General features: G+C 63.0%; 22 protein-coding genes and 1 pseudogene. 17 read left to right on the top strand and 6 right to left on the bottom strand.

Annotation, left to right across the window (positions count from 1 at the left end):
- Positions 1–77 precede the first annotated feature (77 nt).
- Positions 78–977: a helix-turn-helix transcriptional regulator gene (locus GPL20_RS01870; protein ID WP_157327129.1), complete on the top strand. Its 900-nt coding sequence runs from the start codon at positions 78–80 to the stop codon at positions 975–977.
- A 208-nt stretch (positions 978–1,185) separates the two neighbouring features.
- On the opposite strand, the gene GPL20_RS01865 is transcribed toward GPL20_RS01870, so the two are convergent.
- Both GPL20_RS01865 and GPL20_RS01860 read right to left on the bottom strand, forming a co-directional pair.
- Positions 1,186–1,419 (bottom strand): hypothetical protein, encoded by a 234-nt coding sequence (locus tag GPL20_RS01865; RefSeq protein ID WP_157327127.1) that lies wholly within the window; start codon positions 1,417–1,419, stop codon positions 1,186–1,188.
- Between the two features lie 257 nt (positions 1,420–1,676).
- Positions 1,677–1,919, bottom strand: a complete 243-nt coding sequence (locus tag GPL20_RS01860; protein ID WP_157327125.1) for a hypothetical protein — start codon at positions 1,917–1,919, stop codon at positions 1,677–1,679.
- A gap of 312 nt (positions 1,920–2,231) precedes the next feature.
- Between GPL20_RS01860 and GPL20_RS01855 the strand changes: the two genes are divergently transcribed.
- Entirely contained in the window at positions 2,232–2,510 is a 279-nt protein-coding gene (locus tag GPL20_RS01855; protein WP_157327123.1) for a hypothetical protein, read from the top strand.
- 221 nt (positions 2,511–2,731) lie between these two features.
- Positions 2,732–5,488: an ATP-binding protein gene (locus GPL20_RS01850; RefSeq protein WP_246249991.1), complete on the top strand. Its 2,757-nt coding sequence runs from the start codon at positions 2,732–2,734 to the stop codon at positions 5,486–5,488.
- A gap of 311 nt (positions 5,489–5,799) precedes the next feature.
- On the opposite strand, the gene GPL20_RS01845 is transcribed toward GPL20_RS01850, so the two are convergent.
- The gene (locus GPL20_RS01845) at positions 5,800–6,693 is read right to left on the bottom strand and encodes an SDR family NAD(P)-dependent oxidoreductase (RefSeq protein WP_167532847.1); all 894 of its coding nucleotides are present in this window, start codon (positions 6,691–6,693) and stop codon (positions 5,800–5,802) included.
- 365 nt (positions 6,694–7,058) lie between these two features.
- Between GPL20_RS01845 and GPL20_RS01840 the strand changes: the two genes are divergently transcribed.
- The 4 genes from GPL20_RS01840 to GPL20_RS01825 all read left to right on the top strand — a co-directional run bounded on the left by GPL20_RS01840 (position 7,059) and on the right by GPL20_RS01825 (position 9,961).
- Positions 7,059–8,114 (top strand): catalase family peroxidase, encoded by a 1,056-nt coding sequence (locus GPL20_RS01840; protein WP_157327117.1) that lies wholly within the window; start codon positions 7,059–7,061, stop codon positions 8,112–8,114.
- Positions 8,111–8,674, top strand: coding sequence for a cytochrome b (locus GPL20_RS01835; RefSeq protein WP_157327115.1), 564 nt, complete (start codon positions 8,111–8,113; stop codon positions 8,672–8,674). The genes GPL20_RS01840 and GPL20_RS01835 overlap by 4 nt, the downstream gene beginning before the upstream one ends.
- 124 nt (positions 8,675–8,798) lie before the next feature.
- Positions 8,799–9,299 (top strand): Dps family protein, encoded by a 501-nt coding sequence (locus GPL20_RS01830; protein WP_167532846.1) that lies wholly within the window; start codon positions 8,799–8,801, stop codon positions 9,297–9,299.
- 38 nt (positions 9,300–9,337) lie between these two features.
- Positions 9,338–9,961 (top strand): histidine kinase dimerization/phosphoacceptor domain -containing protein, encoded by a 624-nt coding sequence (locus tag GPL20_RS01825; protein ID WP_157327110.1) that lies wholly within the window; start codon positions 9,338–9,340, stop codon positions 9,959–9,961.
- 250 nt (positions 9,962–10,211) lie between these two features.
- Here the strand turns inward: GPL20_RS01825 and GPL20_RS01820 are convergent, their stop codons facing one another.
- On the bottom strand, positions 10,212–12,191 hold the full coding sequence (locus tag GPL20_RS01820; RefSeq protein ID WP_157327108.1) for an adenylate/guanylate cyclase domain-containing protein: 1,980 nt from the start codon (positions 12,189–12,191) through the stop codon (positions 10,212–10,214).
- Between the two features lie 126 nt (positions 12,192–12,317).
- Positions 12,318–12,722, bottom strand: coding sequence for a YrhB domain-containing protein (locus tag GPL20_RS01815; protein WP_246249989.1), 405 nt, complete (start codon positions 12,720–12,722; stop codon positions 12,318–12,320).
- Positions 12,723–12,826: 104 nt separating this feature from the next.
- On the opposite strand from GPL20_RS01815, the pseudogene GPL20_RS01810 reads away from it, so the two are divergent.
- The 9 genes and pseudogenes from GPL20_RS01810 to cydB all read left to right on the top strand — a co-directional run.
- Positions 12,827–13,250, top strand: a pseudogene (locus GPL20_RS01810) (IS5 family transposase); the annotation flags it as partial.
- A gap of 147 nt (positions 13,251–13,397) precedes the next feature.
- On the top strand, positions 13,398–13,997 hold the full coding sequence (locus GPL20_RS01805; protein ID WP_157327106.1) for an HdeD family acid-resistance protein: 600 nt from the start codon (positions 13,398–13,400) through the stop codon (positions 13,995–13,997).
- Between the two features lie 3 nt (positions 13,998–14,000).
- Complete coding sequence (fdhD, locus tag GPL20_RS01800) at positions 14,001–14,837, top strand: formate dehydrogenase accessory sulfurtransferase FdhD (protein WP_157327104.1); 837 nt, start codon at positions 14,001–14,003, stop codon at positions 14,835–14,837.
- 18 nt (positions 14,838–14,855) lie between these two features.
- Complete coding sequence (locus GPL20_RS01795; protein WP_157327102.1) at positions 14,856–15,524, top strand: YoaK family protein; 669 nt, start codon at positions 14,856–14,858, stop codon at positions 15,522–15,524.
- Between the two features lie 176 nt (positions 15,525–15,700).
- Complete coding sequence (fumC, locus tag GPL20_RS01790) at positions 15,701–17,137, top strand: class II fumarate hydratase (protein ID WP_157327099.1); 1,437 nt, start codon at positions 15,701–15,703, stop codon at positions 17,135–17,137.
- Between the two features lie 13 nt (positions 17,138–17,150).
- Positions 17,151–17,555 (top strand): cupin domain-containing protein, encoded by a 405-nt coding sequence (locus GPL20_RS01785; protein WP_157327097.1) that lies wholly within the window; start codon positions 17,151–17,153, stop codon positions 17,553–17,555.
- Positions 17,556–17,598: 43 nt separating this feature from the next.
- Entirely contained in the window at positions 17,599–19,131 is a 1,533-nt protein-coding gene (mqo, locus tag GPL20_RS01780) for a malate dehydrogenase (quinone) (RefSeq protein WP_157327095.1), read from the top strand.
- A gap of 17 nt (positions 19,132–19,148) precedes the next feature.
- On the top strand, positions 19,149–20,558 hold the full coding sequence (locus GPL20_RS01775; protein ID WP_157327093.1) for a cytochrome ubiquinol oxidase subunit I: 1,410 nt from the start codon (positions 19,149–19,151) through the stop codon (positions 20,556–20,558).
- Positions 20,559–20,560: 2 nt separating this feature from the next.
- A complete protein-coding gene (cydB, locus tag GPL20_RS01770) occupies positions 20,561–21,547 on the top strand; it encodes a cytochrome d ubiquinol oxidase subunit II (protein WP_157327091.1) in 987 nt (328 codons plus the stop codon).
- Between the two features lie 98 nt (positions 21,548–21,645).
- Here the strand turns inward: cydB and GPL20_RS01765 are convergent, their stop codons facing one another.
- Positions 21,646–22,893, bottom strand: coding sequence for an oxalate decarboxylase family bicupin (locus GPL20_RS01765; RefSeq protein ID WP_157327089.1), 1,248 nt, complete (start codon positions 22,891–22,893; stop codon positions 21,646–21,648).
- Between the two features lie 248 nt (positions 22,894–23,141).
- On the opposite strand from GPL20_RS01765, the gene GPL20_RS01760 reads away from it, so the two are divergent.
- Positions 23,142–25,433: an FdhF/YdeP family oxidoreductase gene (locus GPL20_RS01760; protein WP_157327086.1), complete on the top strand. Its 2,292-nt coding sequence runs from the start codon at positions 23,142–23,144 to the stop codon at positions 25,431–25,433.
- Positions 25,434–25,444 lie beyond the last annotated feature (11 nt).

The raw sequence follows: 25,444 nt of genomic DNA, 5'->3' as shown, positions 1-25,444 counted from the left end.
TCGATGGAGGCTTTTCACTGCTCGCCCGCGACGGTCATGCGCCTCCTCGTTTGGATTAGCGTAGCCAGAGTACAGTTATGTCTCAGCCATCACCCTCGCGACAACCGAAACATGGCCACAGCCCAACGACCGTCATCGCCGACGACCGAGCCGCAGATCTCGGCTCTGCGGTCGCGACGCCATCAATCGCATCGCTTCCGGAGGTGGTTGGCCCTGGTGTCGTTCCACGCAGGGACGATTTGTCGGCCCGGGACGCAACCACAATTGCCTTTGAGCGGCTTGGCCTCGTTCTGGCGATTGAGCCGCAACTACTGCGTGGCTCCTGGATATCGCCACATGATCGGGTGCGCGACAATGGCTGGCTGCGTATCGAGGTCCCGCGGCAACGCGCGTCCGGGACAATATCGAGTCCTGCGGCAGAAGTGCTCGTCTGCAACGAAGATGATCCGGTTGTTCGACGCCTGTCCGAGGCTGCCGCCGTAGTGGAGAGACTGAAGCCCGCGCACGGTACTCTTTGTGTCGACGCGCTGCGCCTTGCCGTCGTTGCCAGGCTATTTGCCTTGCAGCCCGACAGGCAGCCGGAGCTCGGCGAGCGAGCCCGCGCCGGCCGTTGCGTGGCGGACAAGAAGATCCGGGGATTGCAGAAGTGGCGGCTCAAGCGAGTGCTCGGCTACATCGAGGCGCACTTCTGCAAGAAGATTCCGCTGGCGGATCTTGCTGCGGTTGCCGGCCTCAGTCGCATGCATTTTGCGGCCCAGTTCCGCGTGGCGATGGGTTGCAGTCCTCACGAGTATATCTTGCACCGACGGATATTGCGGGCCAAGGACCTGCTGCGGAACTGCGAGATGCCGATTGTCGAGGTCGCACTCTCGGTGGGCTTTCAGAGCCAGGCTCATTTCACGACGACGTTCAGGCGCTTTGCGGGGAATACGCCCAGTCGATGGCGAGATGCCGCCGCGGCGGGATTTGATCTCTGATCCTGGCGCCTGGCGCCAGTGAACCTGGCGTGACACAAGAATTGAAGGTCGAACGCCCCGGTGGCCTGGTCGGAAGAACGGAGCTTCATCAAGCCACCATTCTTCCTTCCGTCGGCCCGTGAAGGGAGCCCGAAACGCTGAGAGGAATTTCTACAACTCAGCGCCGGCGGTTGCCGTGCGGCAACGGGCCTCGCCGCGGCTCGCCTGCTCAGAAGCCGGATGCGGGTTCGCACGGAGGCCGGCGCCAGGGAGCGGTGGCGTACGCACCGACGTCGGGGGCGCGAACGCAGCCACGCTTGGAAGTGACCGGCACGCGCTGAACCGACCCATAGGCGTCGACATTGGCGCGGCGCATGTGGTTGCTGCCTTCGCGAGCCATCGCGGGAGAGGAAATCATGGCTGCGACCATCAGTCCGGCCGACAAGAGCTTCAGTGTAGTCATTTGCACGTCTCCTTGACAAAGCGACGCCGGGACATCTCGGCGCGCTCGCCAGACATGTGCATGCGTGTGCCGGCAGGGCAGTACCAATTGAACGATCATTTTCGCCTTTGCACGAAGCCGTGGCGGCGCTCGGTCGCCAGCCTCGATCATGGTTCGACACCGGCGGGGTGCGCCGCTTGGTGCGGTCGCACTCCGTGCGGGGTCACGGACGGGCGTGATTGTCCGGATGCGGCAGGCCGCCCATTCGTTGGCTCCGGTCATCGATGCCAGTGGCGATCGTAGACGTGGCCTGCGCCGAACACCGGGGCTGCGCCATAGGCCCGCTCCAGGCCCATCCGTCCCGCCGGCGTCAGGGCGCCGCCGTTGAGCACGTCGCGATTCGGATACATTGCTGAAAATGCCGCGGGCTCCTGATCGGCAAACGTCCAGGCCGCGGAGGCGGAGGATATCGTTGCCGTTGAGATCAGCGCTGCGGCGATCAGGGTCTTGAATGCACTCATAGCGATTCTCCATTGCTTACGATGTGCGGAGAGTCGCTTGGCGATGATCGCTGCTCGGCTGGTGGCGTTTCCCGAATTGTCCTTGTCAAGTCATATAGGCAATCCGGCCGGAAAATCTCGTTTGATGTGCATCACTCTTGCGAGACGACGCGGGGAATACAGGCATGGCACGCGGGTTATCGAAGAAGGCGTAATGCGTCTTCGAAGTCGAGTCTGTCACGTTTTTCATAATCGTTCGCGCAATCGTGCATGGTCAAATCACGCGCGGCGTCCAGTTTAGGTGCAGGTCATAAAGCATGTGGAGTGCGAGCCATGAGACTGCTCTCTTTTCTCTTCATCGTTTGCCTCGGTCTCTCGGGCGCGGCATCCGCCCGCGGCGGCATGGGATCGCACATGTCGATGGCGAATGGCGGTGCGCTCGGAACGAGTGCGGCGGCGCCAGGAACGAACTCGCTCGGCACGGCGCTTCCGTCGTCGGATGGGGTCGGTCGCGCGACGAAGGGACCGCCACTCGGCACGGATGCGACCATCGACAAGGAGGACGCGCGGCTGGAGAAGATGCTGGAAGGATCCGTCTGCCGCGGCTGCTGAAGAGCAGGCAGCGCGATTAGACCGTTCATGGCCTGGCGGCGTTCGCTGCCGGGCCAGCTGTGCCTTTTGAAAGTGGGTGATAAGTTGGGCGCAAGATCAAGGAACCGCTCGGGGCCATCTAAGTGATGGCTGAGCCAGGCCAGCGTCCCGTTTACGCCTGCGCGGAATGGGAGATCGATCTTGTCAGGCGCGAATTGCGCTTAATGGGAGACGCCGTTCCTTTGGGCGGACGTGCCTTTGAGATTCTCGCGGAATTGGCCCAGGCCGAGGGCGATCTGGTCACGAAGAACGATCTGACCGAGCGGGTCTGGCGGGGCGTCTTCGTCGAGGAGAGCGCATTGCGCGTCCATATCGCGGCGATCCGAAAGGCCTTTGGTCCGGACCGCGACATGCTCGCAACCGAGGTCGGACGCGGCTATCGGTTGCTGGGAGGGTGGCAGATCCGGCAGACGGATGCCCCGCTACAATCTGCGGCATCCGAACTGCTGCGGTCGACCAACATCCCCAACGCATCCTTCGATTTGATCGGCCGGGCTGCGGCGATCGCGCATGTGTGGGAGCTTCTCTCGGCCTATCGCGTCGTGAGCCTTGTCGGACCCGGCGGGATCGGCAAGACGTCGCTTGCGTTGCAAGCTGCCAGAACGCCGCCGGCCGGCTTTGCGGCGGACCGGTTGCTGGTCGAACTGGCTTCGCTCCCTGATCCAAAGCTCGTATGCTCGGCCGTCGCCAGCATGCTCGGTATCAAGCTCGAAGGAGAGGAGATTTCGCCGGAATCGATCGCGCGTGCGATCGGCGCGCGTCCTCTGTTGCTCATCCTCGACAATTGCGAGCATGTCGTCGACACCGTGGCCCAGATGGCCAACACGATCGTCAGCCGCTGCCCCGAGACCAGCATCGTTGTGACAAGCCGGGAAGCTTTGCGCATCGACGGCGAGCAGGTTTATCGCGTTCCTCCCCTGGGCGTGCCGCCCGAACCCCGGCTCAGGCCCGATGGCGCATCGGCCTACACCGCCGTCGAATTGTTCATGACGAGAGCGAAGGCGCTCGGCTCCAGCTTTTCGCCTGACGAGGAAAATCTCGGGGCGGTCGCCGCCATCTGCCGGCGGCTGGATGGAATTCCGCTTGCGATCGAGTTCGCGGCGGCGCGCGCGGTGATGCTCAGTCCGGCGAAGATCGCGGCACTTCTCGACGACAGGTTCAAATTTCTGACGACCGGCCGTCGGACGGCGTTGCCCCGGCAGCAGACCCTTCGTGCGACGCTCGATTGGAGCTACGACCTGCTCCCGGAGACCGAAGCACGGATTCTGCGGCAGCTCGGCATCTTTGCCGGAGAGTTCTTGCTCGATGGCGTGATCGCGGTTGTCGGCGATGGCATGGGGGACGTGACCGATCAGCTTGCCAACCTGGTGGCCAAGTCGCTCGTTCTTGCCGAAATTCGCGGCGACCACCCTTCCTATCGCCTGCTGGATACCACGCGCGCCTATGCGCTGGAGAAGCTGCGCGCCCGCGGAGAATTTCCCGACGCGGCCCGTCGCCAGGCCAGGTACTATTGCGGCTTGTTCGCCAACGCGGAGGCCGATAGCGAGGTGAAGCCGCAGTCGGAATGGCTTGCCTTCTATGGCCGCCACATCGACAACGTGCGATCCAGCCTGGATTGGGCTTTCGCGCCCGGTGGCGACGCCCGGATCGGAGTGGCGCTGACCGCGGCGGCGGTCCCGCTCTGGGTGCAATTGTCGCTCCTCGCCGAGTGCCGCGAGCGGACCGAACTTGCATTGTCGAATCTTGACGAGAGCGCTGCGAACGCGCCGCGACTTCGCATGCAATTGTCGGCCGCGCGCGGCTGGTCGCTGATGTACTGCGTTGGGAGAGCCCGCGAAGCCGGTCCGGCCTGGGCCGTGACCCTCCAGCTCGCCGAGCAGCTCGGCGACCGCGATTATCTTCTGCGATCACTCTGGGGATTGTGCATCGATCAGTTCAACAATGGCGAGTTTCGCCAGGTGCCTGGCTTTGTGGACCGGTTCACGGATGTCGTGGCCGGATCCAGCAATTCGGTCGACCGAATGATGGCGGAACGGCTGCTTGCCACCAAGCTGCACTATCTCGGCGACCAGTGGCTGGCGCACCGTCACATCGACCGGGCCTTGAGCCACCTTGCCGATCTGACGGCAAAGCCGCAGGTTACCCGTTTCCGGTTCGACCTGCGCGCTTCAGCGTATTGCTTCCAGGCGCGCATCCTCTGGCTGCTCGGCTTTGCGGATCAGGCGCTGAGTGTCGTCGAGCGCAACGTCGAGGAAGGCCGCGCGAGCGGACATGCGCTGACATTTTGCAGCGTCTTGGGCCAGGGCGCTTGTTTCGTTGCCTTTCTCGCCGGCGATCTCGCCGCGGCGGAGCGCTATTGCACGATGCTGATCGAGCACACCGAACGCCACCCGATCCGGCTGTGGAACGTGTGGGCGCGCGCCTTCAGGGGCGTGGTGATGGCGCGAGGCGGCGACCTTGCTACCGGCTTGTCCTTGCTGCGCAAGGCACTCGCATTGGCGGGCGAGGCGCGATTTCTGCCGCGCTTTCTGCTTCCTCTCGGTGAGCTGGCGGGATGTCTCGGAGAGGCCGGCGAAGTGTCGCAGGGGCTTGCGACCGTCGACGAGGCGCTGGCGCGGTGCGAGGCGCGGGACGAGCTGTGGTACGCGGCGGAACTCTGGCGCATCAAGGGCGAATTGCTGCTGCATCCTGGCGAGTATCGTTCCGTGGCCGGCGCGGAGCAGGCCTTCGAGAAGGCGTTCGAGGTGGCGCGTGGTCAGGGGGCGCTGTTCTGGGAGTTGAGGACGGCGATCAGCCTGGCGCGACTATGGACGAGCCAGAGCCGCCCCGCCGACGCACGGCAAGTTCTGGACTCCGTGTACGGCAAGTTCACCGAGGGTTTCGAGATCGCCGATTTGAAACGTGCCAGAGCGATGATGGCGAAGCTTTCGAGTTCGTAGCTTCGAAGGGTGGTGTTGCAGCGGATGCGCCGGGGCGGCATCCGATTCATGCGATCGGATGCCGGTGCGGCCTCGGCGAGCGCCGCTCTCCCCGTGCTCAGGAACGTTCCGCAACCTGTGCGTGGTGTCGCCCTCCGCAGCGGGGGGCGGGCGGCTCCGGCGTCTCGTTGCTGCATCCAAAATGCCCGCAGTCCTCAAGGCGGTCTTCCTACTCTGCATCCTTCTGTCAGGATTGCACGGCTGGTGCGGCACGCCGCTCCAGACCAGTCGACACCAATGCGGACGCCGCGCGGTTGAAAGACAGCCGCATGCTAGGTGATGACCGTCGGCGCGAGAATGTCTTCCAGTCCGATCCGGCGGAGGAGCTCAGTGCGGGCGCGGTTGGCAGTGGCGTCGACTGCCGCAGCCCCATCATCGTCCGGACCGAAATGAACCCTCAGTGGCCGCTGTCCGAATGGCATGTCCACGACATCCGCTATGGCCCTCCCGACGTCTTGTGGGGTCCGATCCTTCTGCGACAGCTGCGCTACTCCCGACAGGGCGATCTCGGACAAGTTGGCAGTCGGACCATCCGCATATTCCTCGGCCCGAATGGTGTCGGTTGGCCGACCGGAGCGAACGTAGTGGCCGGGCCCGAGCGCGCTGGGGACAAAGATGCTTGTTTCGATACCCCAGCGCGCAAGCTCGCCGGCATAACCGAGCGCGAGCGCATCCATGGCAGCCTTTGACGACGCATAGGAGCCGAGAAAGGGGACGGCCCCGCCGCGTGCGCAGCTCGACGTAATCCATATCAGCAGGCCCTGGCCCTGTTTGCGCAGTTGTGGCAATGCCGCTCGATTGAGGCGCTGTGCACTCAGCACGTTGATGTCGTAGAGCTCGGCAAGCTGCTCCGGCGTAAAGGCTTCTGTTGGTCCGTAGACGACCTGCCGCGCATTGTGCACGATCACGTCGAGGCGGTCGTTTTCGGCAACGATGGTCTCGATGGCCGCATTCACGGAGGCTTCCGAGCCGACGTCGAACGCGAGAGTACGAACGTCGATGCCGGGCTTGTCGGTCTCTGCGCCGGTCGCCTCGAAGCCGTGCGCATTCTGGCCATTCGCGTCCCGCGTTGAGACGTAGACCCGGTGGCCCGCCAGCGCCAGTTCCCTGCAGGTGCTTCGTCCGATGCTGTTCGCAGCTCCCGTGACGACGATCACTTTGCTCATTCGATCCCCAATCGCATTCCACCTTTTGCGAGGCAGTTCCGTTACGATGCGATCCATCGTCTGGTGACCGACCGCTGCCTTTGTGCGCCAAGCATCTGAAATAGGGCCCCGCACACGTCGGGTCTTTCGAGCGTCGCGGACGATTTTCAGAAAGCACGGATTTTCTCCAGAAAGCCCGAACGGAGCCAGTTGGCCCGCCGCCAGGGCGGCGCCGGGCTCAGACCGAACCAGGCGTGCCTTCGCGAAATTGACGGTGAGTTTGGGAAGATCGAGGCCGCGATGGCCCGCTAAAGCATCCCCGTTACCGCCGATAAAGCCGCGTGGATTCGATCGCCAGGCGGTTTCGTGCGTCGCGAGGAGACTGAATGAGTCTGTCAGGCAAACTACCGCGCGCGGGGCTTGGGTCCCTCGTGCTGATTGCGGCCGTCCTCGGAGGCGGCGTCGTTGCGTTCGCATACACCGCCGGGTGGCTGTCGCCCGGGCGTCTGACGCCTGAGCGGATGATCGAGGCGTTCGCGCCTCCGAGCGGTGCGGCGCTCGGGCACCGGCGAAATCACGCCAAGGGAATTTGCTTCACCGGCACGTTCGAGGCGAACGGAAACGGCGCGGAACTCTCTCGTGCCAAAGTCTTCGAACAGGGCCGATATCAGGCCTTGGGCCGTTTCAATCTCGGCACGACTGATCCGAACGCGGTGGATGCCACCGTGCGCGTGCGCGGCCTGGGGTTGCAGATCACAGCAGCGGATGGCGAAGAGTGGCGGACAGCGATGATCAACCCGCCATTCTTCGCGGTTTCCACGCCGCAGGCGTTTCACGACCTGCTGATCGCATCCGGCAAGAAGGATCCGGAGGCGATGAAGGCCTTCATCGCGGCCAATCCGGAATTCAGCGCCTTCGCGGCCTGGGCCAAGACGGCGCCCTGGACCGGTAGTTATGCGGAAGAGCCCTATCACAGCCTCAACAGCTTCATTTTCACCGATGCGAAGGGCCGTGACCGCACGGTGCGATGGTCGCTGCTGCCCTCGGCGCAACCCGTTCCGGTCTCGCAGGCCGATCTCGAAAAGCGCGGACCGGATTATCTCGAGCAGGAGATCACGGAACGGATCCGGGCCGCCGGTCCGCTGCGATGGACCATGGTCACGACCGTCGCCGAACCGGGTGACCCGACCGCGGACCCGAGCAAGGCCTGGCCGGAGAACCGCCGCAAGGTGCAGGTGGGAACGCTGATCGTGCAACGGATCGAGCCGGAGCGCGACGGGCCATGCCGCGACGTCAACTTCGATCCGACCGTCCTGCCGCAAGGAATTCGGGTGTCGGACGATCCCTTCCCGGCCGCCCGCTCGTCGGTCTACCGCAGGTCCTATGATCTGCGCGCTGCCGAAGCCAAGGACTATCCGCGAACCGGGACTGCCAAGCCATGACCAACGCTCCTCGCCGTTTTGCCCTGATCCAGCGGCTCCTGCACTGGCTGATGGCGGTTTGCATTCTCGCCATGCTCTTCATCGGAGCAGGCATGGTATCCACGGTCGCGCCGAAATATCTGCCGCTGATCCTGGTCCACAAGACGCTCGGCTTCACTCTCTTGATCCTCGTTCTGATCAGGCTGGCGCTGCGCCTCTACTACGGCGCGCCGCCGTTGCCGGCCGATCTCCCGGGAGCCATGAAGCTCGGAGCAAGATTGTCGCATCAGCTCCTCTACGGCCTCATGATCGTCATGCCGCTGCTCGGCCTCGGCATGCTCTGGGCTGCGGCCTATCCGGTCGTCCTCTATGGCGGGTTTCAAATTCCCGCGCTGCTGCCGCAGAGCGACGGCGTGCACACGCTGCTTTGGAATGCCCACGTCTATCTGGGCTTCGCATTCTTTGCCCTCGTGCTGCTGCACGTGGCGGCGGGGCTGTTCCACGCGTTGGTCCGCCGCGATGGTGTCTTCGAGACGATCTCGCTCCTGCGCCCGCGGAACAGGATGACCGCCGCGGAGTGACGCCGTTGCGCGCCGGCACGCGCCCGTTGCAGGCGTGCGATCCAGGAATGGTCTTTCAGCCCGGAAAGACCGTCTGCTCGATACGCGACTAGAGTCTTTTCACCTCCAAGCAAGGATGCCGACCATGACCAAAGCAGACCTCCAAAGCCCGACGGATCTCGGAGCTAATGCGAACCGGGACGTTCCAGCCGCGCTGAGAGCGCTGCTCGCCGACGTCTTCGCCCTCTACCTGAAGACCAAGAATTTCCACTGGCACGTCTCTGGAAGCCACTTTCGCGACTACCACCTTCTGCTCGACGAGCAGGCCGACCAGATATTTGCGATGACTGACGACATCGCCGAACGCGCGCGCAAGATTGGCGGTACGACCCTGCGCTCGATCGGCCACATCGCGCGCGAGCAGCGGATTCTCGACAACGACGCAGACTATGTCGACTCGCAGGACATGCTCGCCGAGCTGCGCAGCGACAACCAGCAGCTGACGCGGGAAATGCGCCGGGTCCATGAACTCTGTGACGAATACGGCGATGTCGCCACCGCAAGCCTCCTGGAGAACTGGATCGACGAGACCGAGCGGCGCATCTGGTTCCTGTACGAGACCGGTCGCAGCGGCCCGAATTCCTGAGAATAGGGCATGCCGTTCGGCCGGGAAGCGGATGAAGGATGAGCAATCTCTCGGACCTCGTGCCGGACGGCGGCGTAAGGGCCGAGCGCCTGCTGCTGCGCGAGCTCGCGCATCGGACCGATGACGAGCTCGCCTCGGCCATCAATCTGGTGACGAAGGCGATCGATGGATGCGACGGTGCGGAAGTGAGGGCGACCCTCGCTTCCGTGCAGGACCGGCTGCGAAGCCATGCGCGACTTCACCACGCGCTGCAAATGCCGCAGTTCACCACGACGGTCGATCTGGCGGCCTATCTCCAGCAATTGTGCCGGTCGATCAGTCGCTCGAGTCTCGAACACGAGGGGATCGCGCTCTCGCTTCTGCTGCAGCCGCTGAAGATAGACTCCGAGCGCTGCTGGCTGCTGGGAATGATCGTGTTCGAGCTGATCACCAGCGCGGCGCGCCACGTGTCGGACAGCGGAGCGGGGGAGATTCATCTCGAGCTATGGGTAACGGCTACGTCGATCAGCTGCTGCATCACGGGCAACGGCTTCTCCGACGAGAGCCGGTCCCGCGAAGAAGACCGCAGCATCGTCGAGACGCTGGTCGCGCATCTGGGCGGGACGGTCGATGTTTGCGTCGGCGTCGATGGCGGCAGAACCGTCGTGAACGTGCCGCGCTAGTTGCTGATCTAGGCCGTGTACCTATAAACTCGGCAGTCCGATGTGAGTGGTGACTACGTCCGCTTTGCTCCTATAGCGACCAAGCTCGTGCGGCAGCGCAATATGTCGCGATGGGCCATGAGGAGACATCCCAATGGCGATCATGCTCCTCAGCGTAGTCAACCGCGCTGCCCCCCCCGCTGCAAGCACCATCCCGGCGCAATGTCCTTATTTTCGCGGCAATGAAGTTTCAGCTTTCTTCTTGTCCGCCTCATTGCTCGCGAACGCCAGCCTTTCTGAGGCCCTCGATGATGTCGTCGTACTCGCGACGAAACTGAGGATTGCTCGAACGTGCGTAACCTATTTGATGGAACCACTGGACCGTGAAGTCCGGTCGGATTGCATTCAATTCGGCTAACATTTGCTGGGCCATTTCCGATTGGCCTGTGGCTCCATAAGCTGAAATCAGATCCGCATACGGCAACCAGTTTAATTTGTTCAGATTGATCGAGCGCCTGCATTCTTCAACGGCTTCGTTATATTGGTGCACATGCACGTGAGCATGACAAAGGAAGAAGTGCCAATCGCCAGCGGCCGGATCTTTGGGGCTTAACCGCAAAGCGATCTGAACTGGGGAGAACGCTTCGCGCGCGCGTCCCGCCGTGATAAGTGCGATTCCCTTTGATGCGTACGCGACCGGCGAATTGGGGTCGATTTCCAAAGCTGCGTCGTATTCAGGCAGCGCTCCCTCGGGATTTCCGTGTTGCAAAATGCTTCCCTTGGCTATGTGCGCGTTTGCGGTCGCCGGGCGCTTTGCGAGAACTTGATCAATTAGTTTGATCGCCGTCTTTTTGTCCTCGACCACGGACGTTGACCATCCGTTTATCACGCCACTAGCTATGCAAAACGCTTTCCCGAGCATCGCGTCAATGTTATCCGGATCGAGGCGCAGCGCGCTATCGAACAAGTCGTTTGCCTGCGCGTTCGTTACCTTGGTCCGAGGCTCATAGAGCTTCGCCCAGCCGCGCATGCTGAAATCCACAGCGTCTGGATTCGTTGACTGGTCGATTTGGCTACGCCGGCTTTCGGCCTGGACGAGTTGAACGTTGAGAGAGCGGGCGAGCCGCGCCGTGACCTGCTCCTGTAAGGCCGCAAGATTCGTCCGATCACCGTCAAAACGGTCCGACCAGACGTCTCGGCCAGTTGACGGGTCGGAAAGTGACACATTCATACGGACTTGATCTCCGGCCCGCCGCACCGCACCCTGTACGGCCCAGCGAATGCCAAGGTCCTTGCCGAGCGTCTTAAGATCGACCTGCCTGTTCTTGTAGGTAAAAGCCGTCCCGCGCCCGATGACGAATGCACCGGGCATTTGCGCAAGATCGGTCGTCAGGTCAGTTGTAATACCGTCAGCGAAATAGTCCTGCTCGGGATCGTTGTTGAGGTTCGCGAATGGCAGGACGACAAGGGACAAGCGGGGAGCGATATCGGGCCGGACTGCTGCTTCTTTTTGTGTCGTTTGCCCTTCCTGCAAGACGTCAGTGCGGACCGTCTTCAAGACGACGAGGCCGCTGGCCACCGCACCGACGACCGCAATTGAGGCAAGCGCGCCGCCGACAGGCGTCAAACGCGCTCGGCTCCGACCCATGAAACGACGAGGCGGTGAAAGCGGGCCTTGTCTTGCGCGTTCAGTCTGGGTAGCCGGGCTAGGTCCATCCCTGACGACGGCATAGGCCCGCACCGGGCGGTCGATATTCTTGAGGTTCTGTTCGCCCAGATCGGCGAACTCAACACCGACCTTGCCCCGGACTTGATCGTAGGCAGAAGCCGAGATGCAGATGCCGCCCGGTTCTGCGATACTTTCAAGCCGCGCCGCAATGTTAACGCCGTCTCCAAAGATGTCGTGGGGCTCGACGATTACGTCGCCGATATTGATGCCCACACGGAAAGCAATGCGCCTATCTTCGGCATCTACGATTGTCAGTTCGTCGACGCGGGACTGGAACTGTACAGCAGCTCTGACGGCTTCGACTGCGCTTGGAAACTCTGCCAACAACCCGTCGCCGGTATTCTTCACGATGCGACCGCCGTGTTCAGCAATTGCGGGGTGGACAGCCTCCAGTAGGAGAGCGGTCAGTTTGGCATGCGTGGCCTCTTCGTCCTGGTGCATGAGCCGCGAATAGCCAGCCACGTCGGCGACCAATATCGCCGACAACCTGCGCTCGACCCGGTCTGGCCGCTCTTGCATCATGCCTGCGATCCAACCTAGACGCGATTTTGTACAACAGGTCACATGGGATGCCCATACGAGCTAATGTCGCAATTGGGTCAAAAGCGTCGGTTTCACGGGCGGCCTGTCACTTCCGGTCTGTCCTGATCAGCAGACCATTTCGCAGCCAAGCCGAACTTCGCCACCGGGCCAAAACCGGTCAAGCGCGGCAATGATGCGATATCTGTCGTCTCTGTTACCATGTCGGAGGTTGCGGCGCGCGTTGAAGGGACGCAGGAGGAGTGTTCTCTCGTACTCTGCCAAATGGTACTCCAGCGGCATTGCCGAACTACCCGTTATGCGCAGCTCAAGCGTATCCCTGTCCACAATGAAGGGCACGTTTCCAACAAGCTGTGCCGTAAAATCGCCGCCATCGAGAAACTCCTTTGATTGATGAAAGAATATCCAGCCGTAGGGCTTTGCGACTGTGAGTTCGCGCTGTATCCGAGCACTTCCCTCGGACGTAAGTTCAACCCATGCTGTTGCCAGCGCTGCTGCCTTTTCAAAATCCATTCTGTCACTGTCCAACCGTCTCTTGTGAAGGTCGCCACGCTCTGGGTTCGGTCTGAGCAGAAAATATGATCAGCCGTTGCTCATAGAAACGCAAGATTGTGATGTCCCGTGGCGGCTTGACGAGCAAAACTCATGCTGTGGTCGATAGCAATGGTCCGCCGGTCCGACTGGCGTTGATCCCCGGCGAGGCCCACGACGTCCGACTTGCTGGAAAGCTGCTGTCTCGTCTAAAATCCGGATCAATGGTGCTTGCCGACCGTGGCTATGACGCCGACTGGCTCAGAGAGCTTGTCATGAAAAAAGGCGCGTGGGCCAATATCCCGCAGAAAAGCAATCGCAGCGATCCGATCTGCTTCAGTCCGTATCTCTACTGCGCTCGCAACCAGGTTGAGCGATTCTTCAACAGGATCAAACAGTGTCGTCGGGGTGGCGACGCGCTACGACAGGCTCGCCGCCAACTATCTCGCCTTCGTCCAACTCGTATCTATCCGGCTATGGCTGGCCGCGCGTTATAAGTCCGCGCCCTAGTCGTACGCCCCGGCCTTGGTCCCAACGATCCGCATCGTGCGGATGAAATAATATCGCGGCGTCCTCGAAAGATGGGGCCGGCCAGACTTTCGTACCCTTGCTGCCGTTCATGACTGATGCCCCGGTCATGCGAACAAGGACCAAGCCATGACGGACGTGTCGAACTCGAAAGCCTCGCTCGGAAGGGCCATCCACGCGATCACAGGAAAATGGGGCTGGTTCGTTGCCCTCGGCGTCGGTGAGCTGATCCTCGGCGGGATCGCTTCGGCAAACCTGATGGCCGCGAGTCTTGCTTCCGTATTGGTCATCGGCACCACCATGGTGGCCGCCGGTCTTTTCCAGGTCGTGCATGCTTTTTCCGTGCGCGGCTTGCGCGGATTTCTGCTGTGGCTGCTGGCGGGGATCGTCTACGGGGCGGCCGGAGTCGTCATACTCTACAATCCGATCCTGGCCTCGTTCACGTTATCGCTCGCCGCGTGCGCCTTCCTGGCCGCTGCCGGCGTGATACGGATCTGGGCCGGTTTCCATATGCGGCCGGCCGCAGGCTGGCGCTGGATCGTCGCTGCGGGCGTTCTGACCTTCTGCGTCAGCGTCATGCTGTTTGCGACCTGGCCCGCCATCGGCCTGTGGCTGCTCGGTGCGATGCTCGTCGTCGACCTGATCTTCCAGGGCTGGGGATTCATCGCATTCGGGCTCATGCTCAGGAGCCGTGCTTCGCGCTACCCGGCCCATCCGGCGACGGTGTGAGCCATGATGATGGGCGCGACATTCACCCGGCATCGGGAGATTGCCTGGCGCGGCGGTCAGACGAGGTCGACTTCGCGGTTGATCGCCGAGGAGACCGCGATTGCGCTCACCTACAACGGGTCGACCCATGCCGTTATGATGGGTACGCCGGGCGATCTGGAGGATTTCGGCATCGGCTTCAGCCTCACCGAGGCGATCGTCGAACATGAGAGCGAGATCAGGAGCATCGAGCTGATCCCGAACGAACTCGGCGTCGAGGTCCGGATGTGGCTCGATGGCGACCGTGCGGCGTTCCTGGCCGCGCGGCGCCGGGCGATCAGCGGCCCCGTCGGGTGCGGGCTATGCGGCATCGAGAGCCTCGAACAGGCGCGGCGCGCGCCATCGCGGGTGGCGGGCAGCGGCATCGTCTTTCACGCGCGGGATCTGCTGAGCGCCATGCAGGCGCTGTCGCCGCTCCAGATCCTCAATCAGCAGACGCGGTCCGTCCACGCGGCAGCTTTCTGGCATCCGCGCACCGGCTTCGGCCCCGTCAGGGAGGACGTCGGCCGGCACAATGCGCTCGACAAGCTCGCGGGTGCGATCGTGCGCGAGCAGAAATCCGCTCGCGACGGCGCCGTGCTGCTGACGAGCCGTGTCTCCGTCGAGATGGTGCAGAAGGCGGCGATGATCGGTGCACCTGTCATTGTGGCCGTTTCCGCGCCCACCGCACTCGCCATCCAGACCGCGGAGGAGGCGGGGATCACGCTGCTCGCGGTCGCCCGCGACGATGGATATGGCGTATTCACGCACCCGCGCCGCGTTCTGCTGCCTGACGAGGCCGCGCCGCGCGCCGGTTGCTGACCTCGCGGACGGACGAACATGACGATGCAGGCCGCATCTCCCGAGCCGATCGCCGAGACGCGCGTCGGCGTCTACGCTCCGGAGCGATCAGTTCTCGTCGCATCTCTCCTGACCATGTCAGGCGGCTTTCTCGACGCGTTTACCTGGCTCTCGCTCGGCGGCGTGTTCGCAAGCTCGCAAACCGGCAACATCGTCTTCCTCGGCGTCTGCACCATGTCCGGGGAGTGGCGGCAGGCCGCTCACCACCTTCTTCCGATCGCGGGCTTTCTCCTCGGTGCGTCGGTGGCGATCCGTTTCAAGGCGCCGCTGCGTTGTCTCGCCGGAGAGATCGTTTGCCTGGCGGCGACGATGTCGTTGCTTCATCGAATCCCGGACATGATCGTGATTCCCGCGATCTCCTTCGGTGTCGCGCTGCGGTCGGCCAGCTTCAGGCAAGTCGAGCACTGGAAGTTCCTCTCCGTCGCCGTCACCGGCAACATGCTCCGCGCCATCGATCAGTCCGTTGCTGGATCCGATCGTGATGCGGCGCGCGGTGCCGGGGTCATGATTCTGCTCTGCCTGATGTTCCTGTCGGGAGCCGCCGTCGGCAGTTGTGCGACGAAGTGGTTCGGCGCGTGGGGCCTTTCGCTGCCGATCGCATCGTCGATGTGCGTTCTCCGGCTGTGCTGCCGACCGCTCCGAGCCTGAGTTTCAGTTCCGAACTCGCACCCGCAACAGGCCTACATTTCATCGAGTTCCGAGACGTCCAGCATGCCATTCGGCAAAAGGACGTTCCTTCACGGAAGCATGCGCGCGGTGTGGTGCGTAGGCTCTGCGCAACGACTGAGATGCCCTTCAGACATCACCATGCACGAGAGACAAGGATGAACGACCTCCGCAAAGAGACAGATAGCTTGGGCGAAGTGGATGTTCCCGCGGCAAAGCTCTGGGGCGCGCAGACGCAGCGCTCACTCGAGCATTTCAGCATCGGCAAGGACCTGATGCCGCGCGAAATGATCCACTCCTACGCGATCCTGAAGAAGGCGGCCGCGAACGCCAATTGCGCGGGCGGCCGTCTCGACGGCAGGATCCACAAGCTGATCGTTCAGGTTTGCGACGAGATTCTCGCCGGCCAGCATCACGACATGTTCCCGCTCCACGTCTGGATGACCGGCAGCGGAACACAGTTCAACATGAACGTGAACGAGGTGATCTCGAACCGATGCTGCCAGCTTGCGGGTACGCCGCTCGGAAGCAAGAAGCCGGTTCACCCGAACGATCACGTCAACATGTCGCAATCGTCGAACGACAGCTTTCCCTCGGCCATGTACATCGCGGGCGCCATGAACGTGACACAGCGCCTCGTGCCGGCGATCGAGGCGCTGCATGATGCGATCGCGGCAAAGTCGAGCCAGTGGAACGATGTCGTCAAGATCGGCCGAACCCACATGCAGGATGCGACCCCGCTGACGCTCGGACAGGAATGGTCCGGCTATGCCGGCATGCTCGCCGACGATCTGGCGCGCATCGATGACGCGCTGAAGGGTGTCTTCCGGCTCGCCCTGGGCGGCACGGCCGTCGGCACCGGCATCAATGCAGCACCGGGCTTCGCCGAGGCCGTCGCCGCGGAAATCGCGGGGTTGACCGGGCTGCCCTTTGTCAGCGCGCCGAACAAATTCGCCGTGCAGGGTGCGCACGATGCGCTGGTGCAGCTGTCCGGCACGCTCCGCACGCTCGCCGGATCGCTCTACAAGATTGCAAACGACATCCGTCTGATGTCCTGCGGCCCGCGTGCGGGCTTTGCCGAGCTGCTGATCCCCGAGAACGAGCCGGGTTCGTCGATCATGCCGGGCAAGGTCAATCCGACGCAGGCGGAAGCGCTGACGATGATCGCCGTGCAGGTGATGGCGAATGACGTCGCCGTCGGGTTCGGCGGTGCCGGCGGCTACCTGGAGATGAACGTCTACAAGCCGCTGATCATCCACAACATCGCGCAGTCCGTCGCCATCCTCACCGACGGCTGCACGAATTTCCGCAGGTTCCTCGTCGAAGGCACCGAACCGAACCACAAGAGGATCAAGGAGTATGTCGAGAGGTCGCTGATGCTCGTGACGGCGCTGGCTCCGGTGATCGGTTACGACAAGGCTTCGCGGATCGCGCATTACGCGATGGACAATGACCTCACGCTGAAGTCGGCGGCGCTGAAGCTCGGTTTCGTGACTGAGCCGGAGTTCGATCGCATCGTCGATCCCGCCAAGATGGTCAAACCCTATGTCGCCGAGATCAAGCCGCCACTCGCAATCGGCGCAAAGGCCGGCTGAAAGGAGAGAAACGATGATCCGTTGTGTGCGTCTGTGGACCGGAGAGGACGGCAATTCGCATTTCGAGGAGGGATTCATCGAGCTGGAGACGGGCCAGCGCGGCGACTTTCTCACCGGCAAGATCGATGCCGTCAGCGTCTCCTTCCAGGAAACTGAAGCGGGCGGCGCTTTCTCCTGGCACACCGCGCCGGTCCGGCAATTGGTGATCACGCTGAGTGGAACGCTCGATTTCCAGACGCGTGACGGCCATCACTTCCTGCTTCATCCCGGCAACATCCTGCTTGCCGAAGACACCGCGGGTTCGGGACACAGCTGGAAGCTGACCGACGATTCATCCTGGCGCAGGGCCTACGTGGTCTTGCGACCGGGAGCCCCGGTACCGTTCCGCGCCAAGGCGCGGCAATCGGCTCGCGCCTGATCCCAGCAACCCAGACAACAACATCCAACGAGGAGAAAACGCCATGCAAGCTTCCGATCGCGAAACCGACGTCGTCCTCATTGGCGCAGGCATCATGAGCGCCACGCTCGGCGTGTTCCTCAAGGAGCTGGAGCCCTCCCTCACGATCCAGATGCTCGAGGTACTGGAGGATTGCGCGCGCGAAAGCTCGGACGCCTGGAACAATGCCGGCACCGGCCATGCGGCAAATTGCGAAATGAACTACACGCCCGAGCAGCCGGATGGCAGCATCGACATCTCCAAGGCGCTTCAGGTCAATGTCGAGTTCGATCTGTCCCGGCAGTTCTGGTCCTACCTGATCGGGAAGGGGGCGATCGCGGATCCGCGTGCCTTCATCCATCCGGTGCCGCACATGAGCTTCGTGCACGGCCCGGAGAACGTCGCGTTTCTCAGGAAGCGGTTCAAGGCGATGTCGGCCCATCATTGCTATGAGGGCATGGAACATACCGAGGATCCAAGGCAGATCGCCGAATGGGCGCCGCTGGTGATGGACGGTCGCACTGGCGACGATCCGGTTGCGGCAACGCGCATCATCACCGGCACCGATGTCGATTACGGCGCGCTGACCCATCTCCTGGTCGGTCATCTCGTCAGCCAACCCGGCTGCGCAGTGAGCTACAACAGCTGCGTCACCGGTCTCGTCCGCGAAGAGGGCGGCCGGTGGCGGGTCGAGGTGCGCGACACCGCGAGCGGTGAGACGCGGTCGGTCCGCGCCAAGTTCGTCTTCATCGGCGCCGGCGGCGGTGCGCTGCCGCTGCTGGAGAAATCCGGCATCCCCGAGGGGCGCGGTTATGGCGGCTTTCCGGTCAGCGGAATCTGGCTGCGCTGCGACGATCCGGAGATCAACAAGCGTCATCACGCCAAGGTCTACGGCAAGGCCGCGGTCGGCTCGCCGCCGATGTCGGTGCCGCATCTCGACACGCGCGTGATCGGCGGCCAGCGCTCGCTGCTGTTCGGCCCCTATGCGGGCTTCTCGAGCAAGTTCCTCAAGCACGGCTCGCTGCTGGATCTGTTCGAGTCCATTCGTCCCGCGAACGTCAAGCCGTTGCTTTCAGTAGCGCGCGACAATTTCGACCTCACCGAATATCTGGTCGGGCAGGTACTGCAGTCCGAGAGCCACCGTCTCGCTGCGCTCGACGAATATTTCCCGAAGGCCGATCCGAAGGACTGGCGATTGCAGGTCGCGGGCCAGCGCGTCCAGATCATCAAGCCCGATGTCAAGCGCGGGGGATTGCTCGAGTTCGGAACCGAGCTCGTCGGCGCCGACGATCACTCGCTGGTGGCCCTGCTCGGTGCATCGCCGGGCGCCTCGACCGCCGCATTCATCGCCATCAGCGTGCTGGAAAAATGCTTCGCCGGCGAGCTGACGGCAAGCGCCTGGCTGCCGAAGCTGAAGCAGATCATCCCGTCCTATGGCGTCTCGTTGATCGATGACGCGGATTTCTGCCGCCAGATTCGCGCCGCAACGGCAGCGGTCCTCAAGGTCGACGACATCCAGCGTCCGGCCGCGCGCGCGCCCGCTGCGAAACGAGCCTGAGCAAGAGGGGCGTTCCGATGGATCCGACGGCACTTCTTCTGTCGCGGCTGCAATTCGCGTTCACGATCTCCTTCCACATCATCTTCCCGGCATTCACGATCGGGCTTGCCGCCTGGCTGACCGTGCTTGAAGCCATGCACCTGAGCAGCGGCAGGTCCGTCTACCGGACCCTGTTCGAGTTCTGGCTCAAGATCTTCGGTGTCGCCTTCGGCATGGGCGTCGTATCGGGCGTGGTGATGGCGTTCCAGTTCGGAACGAACTGGAGCGTGCTCTCGAAGATGTCGGGACCGATCCAGGGGCCGCTGCTGTCCTACGAGACGTTCACCGCCTTCATGCTGGAGGCCAGCTTCTTCGGCATCCTCATCTTTGGACGACCCCGGGTGCCGCCCTGGTTCTACCTGTTCTCGACCGCCATGGTGGCGCTTGGAACGACGCTGTCGGCATTCTGGATCATGGTGAACAACAGCTGGATGCAAGTGCCGACGGGCTACGTCATGCAGAACGGCCAGTTCGTGCCCGACGACTGGATGCAGATCATCTTCAACCGGGTGGTCTGGGTGCGGTTTCCGCACATGCTGCTCGCCTCCTACCTGACCGGAGCGTTCTGCGTGGCGGCAACCGGGGCCTGGTATCTGCTGCGGCGGACCTATCGCGCCGAGGCGCATGTCATGCTGCGCATGGGCCTTGCACTTGCGGCCGTGCTGCTTCCGGTCCAGCTCTTCATCGGACATCTCGTCGGCGACTATGTCCACGATTACCAGCCGGTCAAGTTCGCTGCGATCGAGGCGCGTTGGCATGACGAGCAGCCTGCTTCCGAGGTGCTGATCGCGATTCCCGATTCCAGCACCGAGTCCAACAGATACGCGATATCGATTCCGGTCCTCGGGAGCATCATCGGAAGCCTCAGCCTGACCTCGAAGGAGGTCGGACTGACCAGCTTCGCGCCGCAGGACCGGCCGCCGGTGTTGATTCCGTTCTTCGCCTTCCGCATCATGGTCGCCTGCGGCCTGCTGATGCTGGGGCTGGCCTGGCTCGGGACCTGGCTTGGCCTGAAGCATCGCATTGAGCGCAACCGCCTGCTGCTCTGGGGCATCTTTCTCAGCTTTCCGCTGCCGTGGATCGCGATCCTCACCGGCTGGTACACCGCGGAAGTCGGCCGCCAGCCATGGACGGTCTACGGCATGCTGCGGACCGCCGACGCCGTGACGCCATTCCTGACCGCGTCCGCGGCGACAGCTTCGCTGATCCTGTTCGTTGCAGTCTATGCCTTCATCTTCTCGTTCGGGACCTACTACATTTACCGGCTGCTGCAGGCGGGTCCTGCGGGCCTCGGCGGCAAGCCGCTGCACATTCCGGTGCCCAACCGGCCGATGTCGCTCGCCGACCAGGTGCCGGCTACTCGGAGCTATCTCGAGGCAGGAGAATGACCATGGTGATGTTCTGGGTTGCGCTGCTTGCCATCAGCATCCTGATCTATCTTCTCCTCGACGGATTCGATCTCGGCGTCGGCATGCTGTTCGGCCTGACCAGCGGGGAAGCGAAGCGGGACGCCATGCTGGGTACGATCGCTCCGGTCTGGGACGGCAATGAGACCTGGCTGATCGTCACGGGCGTGATCATGTGGGGATCCTTCCCCGTGGTCTATTCCATGCTGATGTCGGCCTTCTATATTCCGGTGTTGGTCATGCTGCTCGGGTTGATCCTGCGCGGCGTGGCGTTCGAGTTTCGCGGCAAGGCGCAACGCTCGCGCTGGGTCTGGGACGTCAGCTTCTCGGCAGGATCGTTTGCGGCAAGCTTCATGCAGGGCGCGATGGTCGGCGCCCTCGTCGAAGGACTTCAGTTCTCGAACGGCGACTATACCGGTGGCACGTTCGGCTGGCTGACCGGCTTTTCCGCCTTGTGCGGGATCGGGCTCTGCTTCGGCTACGCGCTGCTCGGCGCCTGCTGGCTGGTGAGAAAGTGCGAAGGCCCCGTTCGGGACGATGCGCGGCGTCAGATCCCGATGCTGGCGATCGGTGTCCTGGCATTCCTGGTCATCGTGTTCCTCCATGCGCTTGTCGAGCATCTTCCAATTCTGCACCGGTGGGTCGACCGGCCCTATCTGTTCGTGTTTCCGCTGATCGGCGCCGGTGCGGCTGCGGTACTCGCCAGGAGCATCCTGAGCCACGACGATTATTGGCCGTTCCACATGGTGGCGCTGATCTTCGTGTCGGCGTTCGGAACGCTCGCGCTGTCGTTCTGGCCCTACATGATCCCGTTCGTCGTCACGATCGAGGAGGCCGCGGCGCCCCATGCAAGTCTCGCCTTCATGTTCTGGGGCGCGGGCCTGTTCGTATTCCCCTTGATGCTGCTCTATGTTGCGGTCGGCTATCGCATCTTCCGCGGCAAGGCCGTCTCCGCGGCCGATCATTACTGACGGCTGAGAACGCGCCCGGTCGATCGTCGAGAAGCAAAGAAGAAAAGGCGCCGGTTTCGGCGCCTTTGTCGTCGTGGATCTTGTTCAAGATACTTGTATCAGGTCTTGGGCATGAGCCCGGGGCTGTTGTCCGGCCACTGGGCGATCAGCTTCTCGTCGATGTTGAGATGCTGGGCGACCAGTTTGGGCGGCGTATGCGTCAGCCAGTTCGAGAGCGACACTTCCTCGTAGCGAGGCGCCCGAAACACGCCGACGAGCTGAAGCTCGGTGTCGCCGACATTCTCGACATAATGGCCGAGATTGCGCGGGACATAGCCGATATCGCCGGCGGAGAAGTCCGTCGTCCGCGCATTGGGCCCGGTATCGAACACGGTCATCCGCGCCTTGCCCTTGATGTAGTACTGCCACTCGTCGGCATTCGGATGCCAGTGCATCTCCCGGACCGCGCCCGGAGGCATCGTCACCAGCGCCGCGGCGACGGTGGTGGCCACCTTGAAGTTGGTGCTGTCGGCGACGCGAATGCTTCCGGCCGAACTCTCCTTGACCGGAGCCGAGCTGCCGAGCGAGTGCACGAACGGGTAGGGAGGTGCTTCGGCGTGCCGTGCAACGGCGGCGCGATCGGCGGCGAGGTCGCCGGGCACCGTGCCCTGGAAGATCCAGCGATTGTTCAGTGGAATCTTGGCGAAGGCTTCGGCCGGAACGCCGAAATTCTTCGCCAGCACCTCGGGCGGCGTATGGGCGAACCAGTCTGTCACCAGCAGCGTATTGAATTCGTTGGCGTGGCCGTCATCGAAGCAGATCACGAACTCGCAGCCGTCGGGGCCCAGGCCCTGCAACGAATGCGGAGTGCCCGCCGGAAAATACCAGAGGTCGCCGGCCTTGAGATCGGCGACATAGGGACGACCCTGCGTGTCGAGCACGGTGATGCGGCAGGAGCCGTAGGTCATGATCGACCATTCGGCGGCCTGATGCCAATGCAGCTCGCGGATGCCGCCGGCAGACAGCCGCATGTTGACGCCGGAGATCTCCTTCGAGATGGCGAAATCCGCGACCGTGACCTGGCGGGCCCAGCCACCGTCCTGGATGCGCCTCGGCGCGTTGTTGAACGAGGCCCAGTCCATCGGCAGACCGCCGACGTCCGTGGCGGGCGGGTTCTGTGCCGAGGGGAATTGCCTGGCGAGTGCCGGATTTTGCGGACCGGGATCGGTCAGGCTGCCGGGACTCCTGGCGTTGACCGCACCTTGTGGCGGCTCGTCCGGATTGCCGAAAGTGGCAGCTTGCGCGCTGGAGCCGACCATGGCGGCGCCCGCCGCGGACATGGCCAGCAAATCACGTCGTGAAAACATGTTTGATTGCTCCTGAAAAAGGTATGAAAGCTCTCCGTCGCAACGAGGCTCCAGCCATCCACCCTAGTTTCCGGCGACTGGATCAGCTTCCGCGAACGGCTTTCCTTTTTCAGGAATGCACTGGCCGTTCGGGCGGAACGGCCGGGGCGAACTCTTGCGATTGAGAAATTCAAGTTCTGATTTGAAAAGACGCCTCGCCACTGCGGTCCTTAACTGACCGGAGGATTGCCATATCGTGAGATGTCGAGATGACCAGGAAGTCGGTTCGTCCCTACAATGAGCCCGCCGGCGGCTGGGGCGCTCTCAAGGCGCTCAGCGAAGCGCTCTTGGTCCAGCGGGTGCCGGTGAAGGGTGCGACGACGCTGAGCCGCATGAACCAGCCGGAGGGTTTCGATTGCCCCGGCTGCGCCTGGCCGGATCCGAAACACACCTCGTCGTTCGAGTTCTGCGAGAACGGCGGCAAGGCGGTCGCCTGGGAGGCGACCTCCAAGCGCTGCACGCCCGAATTCTTCGCCGAGCATACCGTCACCGAACTCGCCGCCTGGAGCGATTATGACCTCGAAATGGTCGGGCGGCTCACCCATCCGCTGGCTTATGATGCCGCATCCGACCGCTACGTTGCGGTAGAGTGGAGCGATGCGTTCGACATGATCGGCCGCGCGTTGAAGGCGCTGCCGGACCCGAACATGGCCGAATTCTACACGTCCGGCCGGACCTCGAACGAAGCCGCCTTCCTCTATCAGCTCTTCGTGCGCGAATTCGGCACCAACAACTTTCCCGACTGCTCGAACATGTGCCACGAGGCGACCAGCGTCGGCCTGCCGCAATCGCTCGGCGTCGGCAAGGGGACCGTGCTGCTGGAGGATTTCGACAAGGCCGACTGCATCTTCATCTTTGGCCAGAATCCCGGCACCAACAGCCCGCGGATGATGACGAGCCTGCGCAATGCGGCGCGCCGCGGCGCTTCGATCATCTCGTTCAACCCGTTCCGCGAGCGAGCGCTGGAGCGTTTCCAGGCGCCGCAAAGTCCCGTCGAGATGATCACGCTGTCGTCGACGACGATCAGCTCGAAGCTCTTCCAGGTGCGCGTCGGCGGCGACGTCGCCGTCCTCAAGGGGATCATGAAGATCCTGGTGGAAACGGACGAGGCCGCCCGTGCCGCCGAGCAGCCGGAGATCCTGGATTGGGATTTCATCGGCGGCCACACCGTCGGCATCGAGGCGCTGATCGACGATCTCAAGCGCACGCAATGGCCGGATATCGAACGTCAGTCCGGCCTGACGCGCGAAGACATGGAGTATGCGGCCGGCGCCTATATGAAGGCGGAGCGCGCCATCCTGGTCTACGGCATGGGCATTACCCAGCACCAGCGCGGCGCGCACAACGTGCAGCAGATCGCCAACCTTGCGCTGCTGCGCGGCAATGTGGGGCGCGAAGGCGCCGGCGTCTGTCCGGTTCGCGGCCATTCCAACGTGCAGGGCGATCGCACCGTGGGGATCACGGAGGTTCCCAAGGCCGATTTGCTCGAGCGCCTGGAGCATCATTTCGGCTTCAAGCCGCCGGCTGCGCCCGGACACAACGTCGTGACGGCGCTGGAGGCGATGGTCCGCGGCGAGGTCAAGGTCTTCTTCGCGATGGGCGGAAATTTTGCCGCGGCCATTCCAGACTGGCAGGCGACGCAGGCAGCGCTGCGCAAGCTCGACCTGACCGTCCACGTTTCCACCAAGCTCAACCGCAGCCACCTGATCCACGGCCGCTCTGCCCTGATCCTGCCGTGCCTCGGCCGCACCGAGATCGACATTCAGGAAACGGGACCGCAGTCGATCACGGTGGAGGATTCGATGTCGATGGTCCACGCCTCGGGCGGGCGCAACAGGCCGGCATCGGAGAATCTGCTCAGCGAAGTCGCGATCGTCGCGGGCCTTGCCAAGGCAACGCTCGGCGAGCGCACGTTGGTCGACTGGGACGGCTTCGTGGCCGATTACGATCGCATCCGCGATGCGATCGAGGCCGTCTTCCCCATCTTCCAGGGCTACAATGCCCGGATCCGCGTGCCCGGCGGCTTCCATCTCACTTCGACGGCCCGCGAGCGCATCTGGGCGACGCCGTCCGGCAAGGCCAATTTCCTGGTCTTCGAGGGGTGCGGCGAGGATCCGCCGCAATGCGACGCCGATTTCCTCTGGCTCAGCACCATTCGCAGCCACGACCAGTACAATACCACGCTGTACTCGATGTCGGATCGCTATCGCGGCGTGTTCGGGCAGCGCGACGTGGTGTTCCTCAACGAATATGAGATGAAGAGGCGAGGGCTTGCGGATGGCGATCGCGTGGACCTGGTAACCGTATCGACCGACGGCGCCGAGCGGATCGTGCGCAACTTTCGCGTGGTGGCCTACTCCTTCCCGACCGGCTGCTGCGCCGCGTACTATCCGGAAACCAATCCGCTGGTGCCGCTCTATGCCCGCGATCCGCTCAGCTTCACGCCGTCCTTTAAGGGCATACCGATCCGCCTCGTGCGCTCGACTGCCCCAGCGCAATAGTGGCGATAGGG

It is taken from the genome of Bradyrhizobium cajani, assembly GCF_009759665.1.
Classification (GTDB): Bacteria; Pseudomonadota; Alphaproteobacteria; order Rhizobiales; family Xanthobacteraceae; genus Bradyrhizobium; species Bradyrhizobium cajani.
This window is presented reverse-complemented; position numbering and strand designations above follow the sequence as displayed.

What these genes read in the sequence shown, in the direction of transcription:
- GPL20_RS01870 (WP_157327129.1), top strand. Translation starts at nt 78, where the DNA reads ATGTCTCAGCCATCACCCTCGCGACAACCGAAACATGGCCACAGCCCA.
- GPL20_RS01865 (WP_157327127.1), bottom strand. Translation starts at nt 1,419, where the DNA reads ATGACTACACTGAAGCTCTTGTCGGCCGGACTGATGGTCGCAGCCATG.
- GPL20_RS01860 (WP_157327125.1), bottom strand. Translation starts at nt 1,919, where the DNA reads ATGAGTGCATTCAAGACCCTGATCGCCGCAGCGCTGATCTCAACGGCA.
- GPL20_RS01855 (WP_157327123.1), top strand. Translation starts at nt 2,232, where the DNA reads ATGAGACTGCTCTCTTTTCTCTTCATCGTTTGCCTCGGTCTCTCGGGC.
- GPL20_RS01845 (WP_167532847.1), bottom strand. Translation starts at nt 6,693, where the DNA reads ATGAGCAAAGTGATCGTCGTCACGGGAGCTGCGAACAGCATCGGACGA.
- GPL20_RS01840 (WP_157327117.1), top strand. Translation starts at nt 7,059, where the DNA reads ATGAGTCTGTCAGGCAAACTACCGCGCGCGGGGCTTGGGTCCCTCGTG.
- GPL20_RS01835 (WP_157327115.1), top strand. Translation starts at nt 8,111, where the DNA reads ATGACCAACGCTCCTCGCCGTTTTGCCCTGATCCAGCGGCTCCTGCAC.
- GPL20_RS01830 (WP_167532846.1), top strand. Translation starts at nt 8,799, where the DNA reads ATGACCAAAGCAGACCTCCAAAGCCCGACGGATCTCGGAGCTAATGCG.
- GPL20_RS01825 (WP_157327110.1), top strand. Translation starts at nt 9,338, where the DNA reads ATGAGCAATCTCTCGGACCTCGTGCCGGACGGCGGCGTAAGGGCCGAG.
- GPL20_RS01820 (WP_157327108.1), bottom strand. Translation starts at nt 12,191, where the DNA reads ATGATGCAAGAGCGGCCAGACCGGGTCGAGCGCAGGTTGTCGGCGATA.
- GPL20_RS01815 (WP_246249989.1), bottom strand. Translation starts at nt 12,722, where the DNA reads ATGGATTTTGAAAAGGCAGCAGCGCTGGCAACAGCATGGGTTGAACTT.
- GPL20_RS01805 (WP_157327106.1), top strand. Translation starts at nt 13,398, where the DNA reads ATGACGGACGTGTCGAACTCGAAAGCCTCGCTCGGAAGGGCCATCCAC.
- fdhD (WP_157327104.1), top strand. Translation starts at nt 14,001, where the DNA reads ATGATGATGGGCGCGACATTCACCCGGCATCGGGAGATTGCCTGGCGC.
- GPL20_RS01795 (WP_157327102.1), top strand. Translation starts at nt 14,856, where the DNA reads ATGACGATGCAGGCCGCATCTCCCGAGCCGATCGCCGAGACGCGCGTC.
- fumC (WP_157327099.1), top strand. Translation starts at nt 15,701, where the DNA reads ATGAACGACCTCCGCAAAGAGACAGATAGCTTGGGCGAAGTGGATGTT.
- GPL20_RS01785 (WP_157327097.1), top strand. Translation starts at nt 17,151, where the DNA reads ATGATCCGTTGTGTGCGTCTGTGGACCGGAGAGGACGGCAATTCGCAT.
- mqo (WP_157327095.1), top strand. Translation starts at nt 17,599, where the DNA reads ATGCAAGCTTCCGATCGCGAAACCGACGTCGTCCTCATTGGCGCAGGC.
- GPL20_RS01775 (WP_157327093.1), top strand. Translation starts at nt 19,149, where the DNA reads ATGGATCCGACGGCACTTCTTCTGTCGCGGCTGCAATTCGCGTTCACG.
- cydB (WP_157327091.1), top strand. Translation starts at nt 20,561, where the DNA reads ATGGTGATGTTCTGGGTTGCGCTGCTTGCCATCAGCATCCTGATCTAT.
- GPL20_RS01765 (WP_157327089.1), bottom strand. Translation starts at nt 22,893, where the DNA reads ATGTTTTCACGACGTGATTTGCTGGCCATGTCCGCGGCGGGCGCCGCC.
- GPL20_RS01760 (WP_157327086.1), top strand. Translation starts at nt 23,142, where the DNA reads ATGACCAGGAAGTCGGTTCGTCCCTACAATGAGCCCGCCGGCGGCTGG.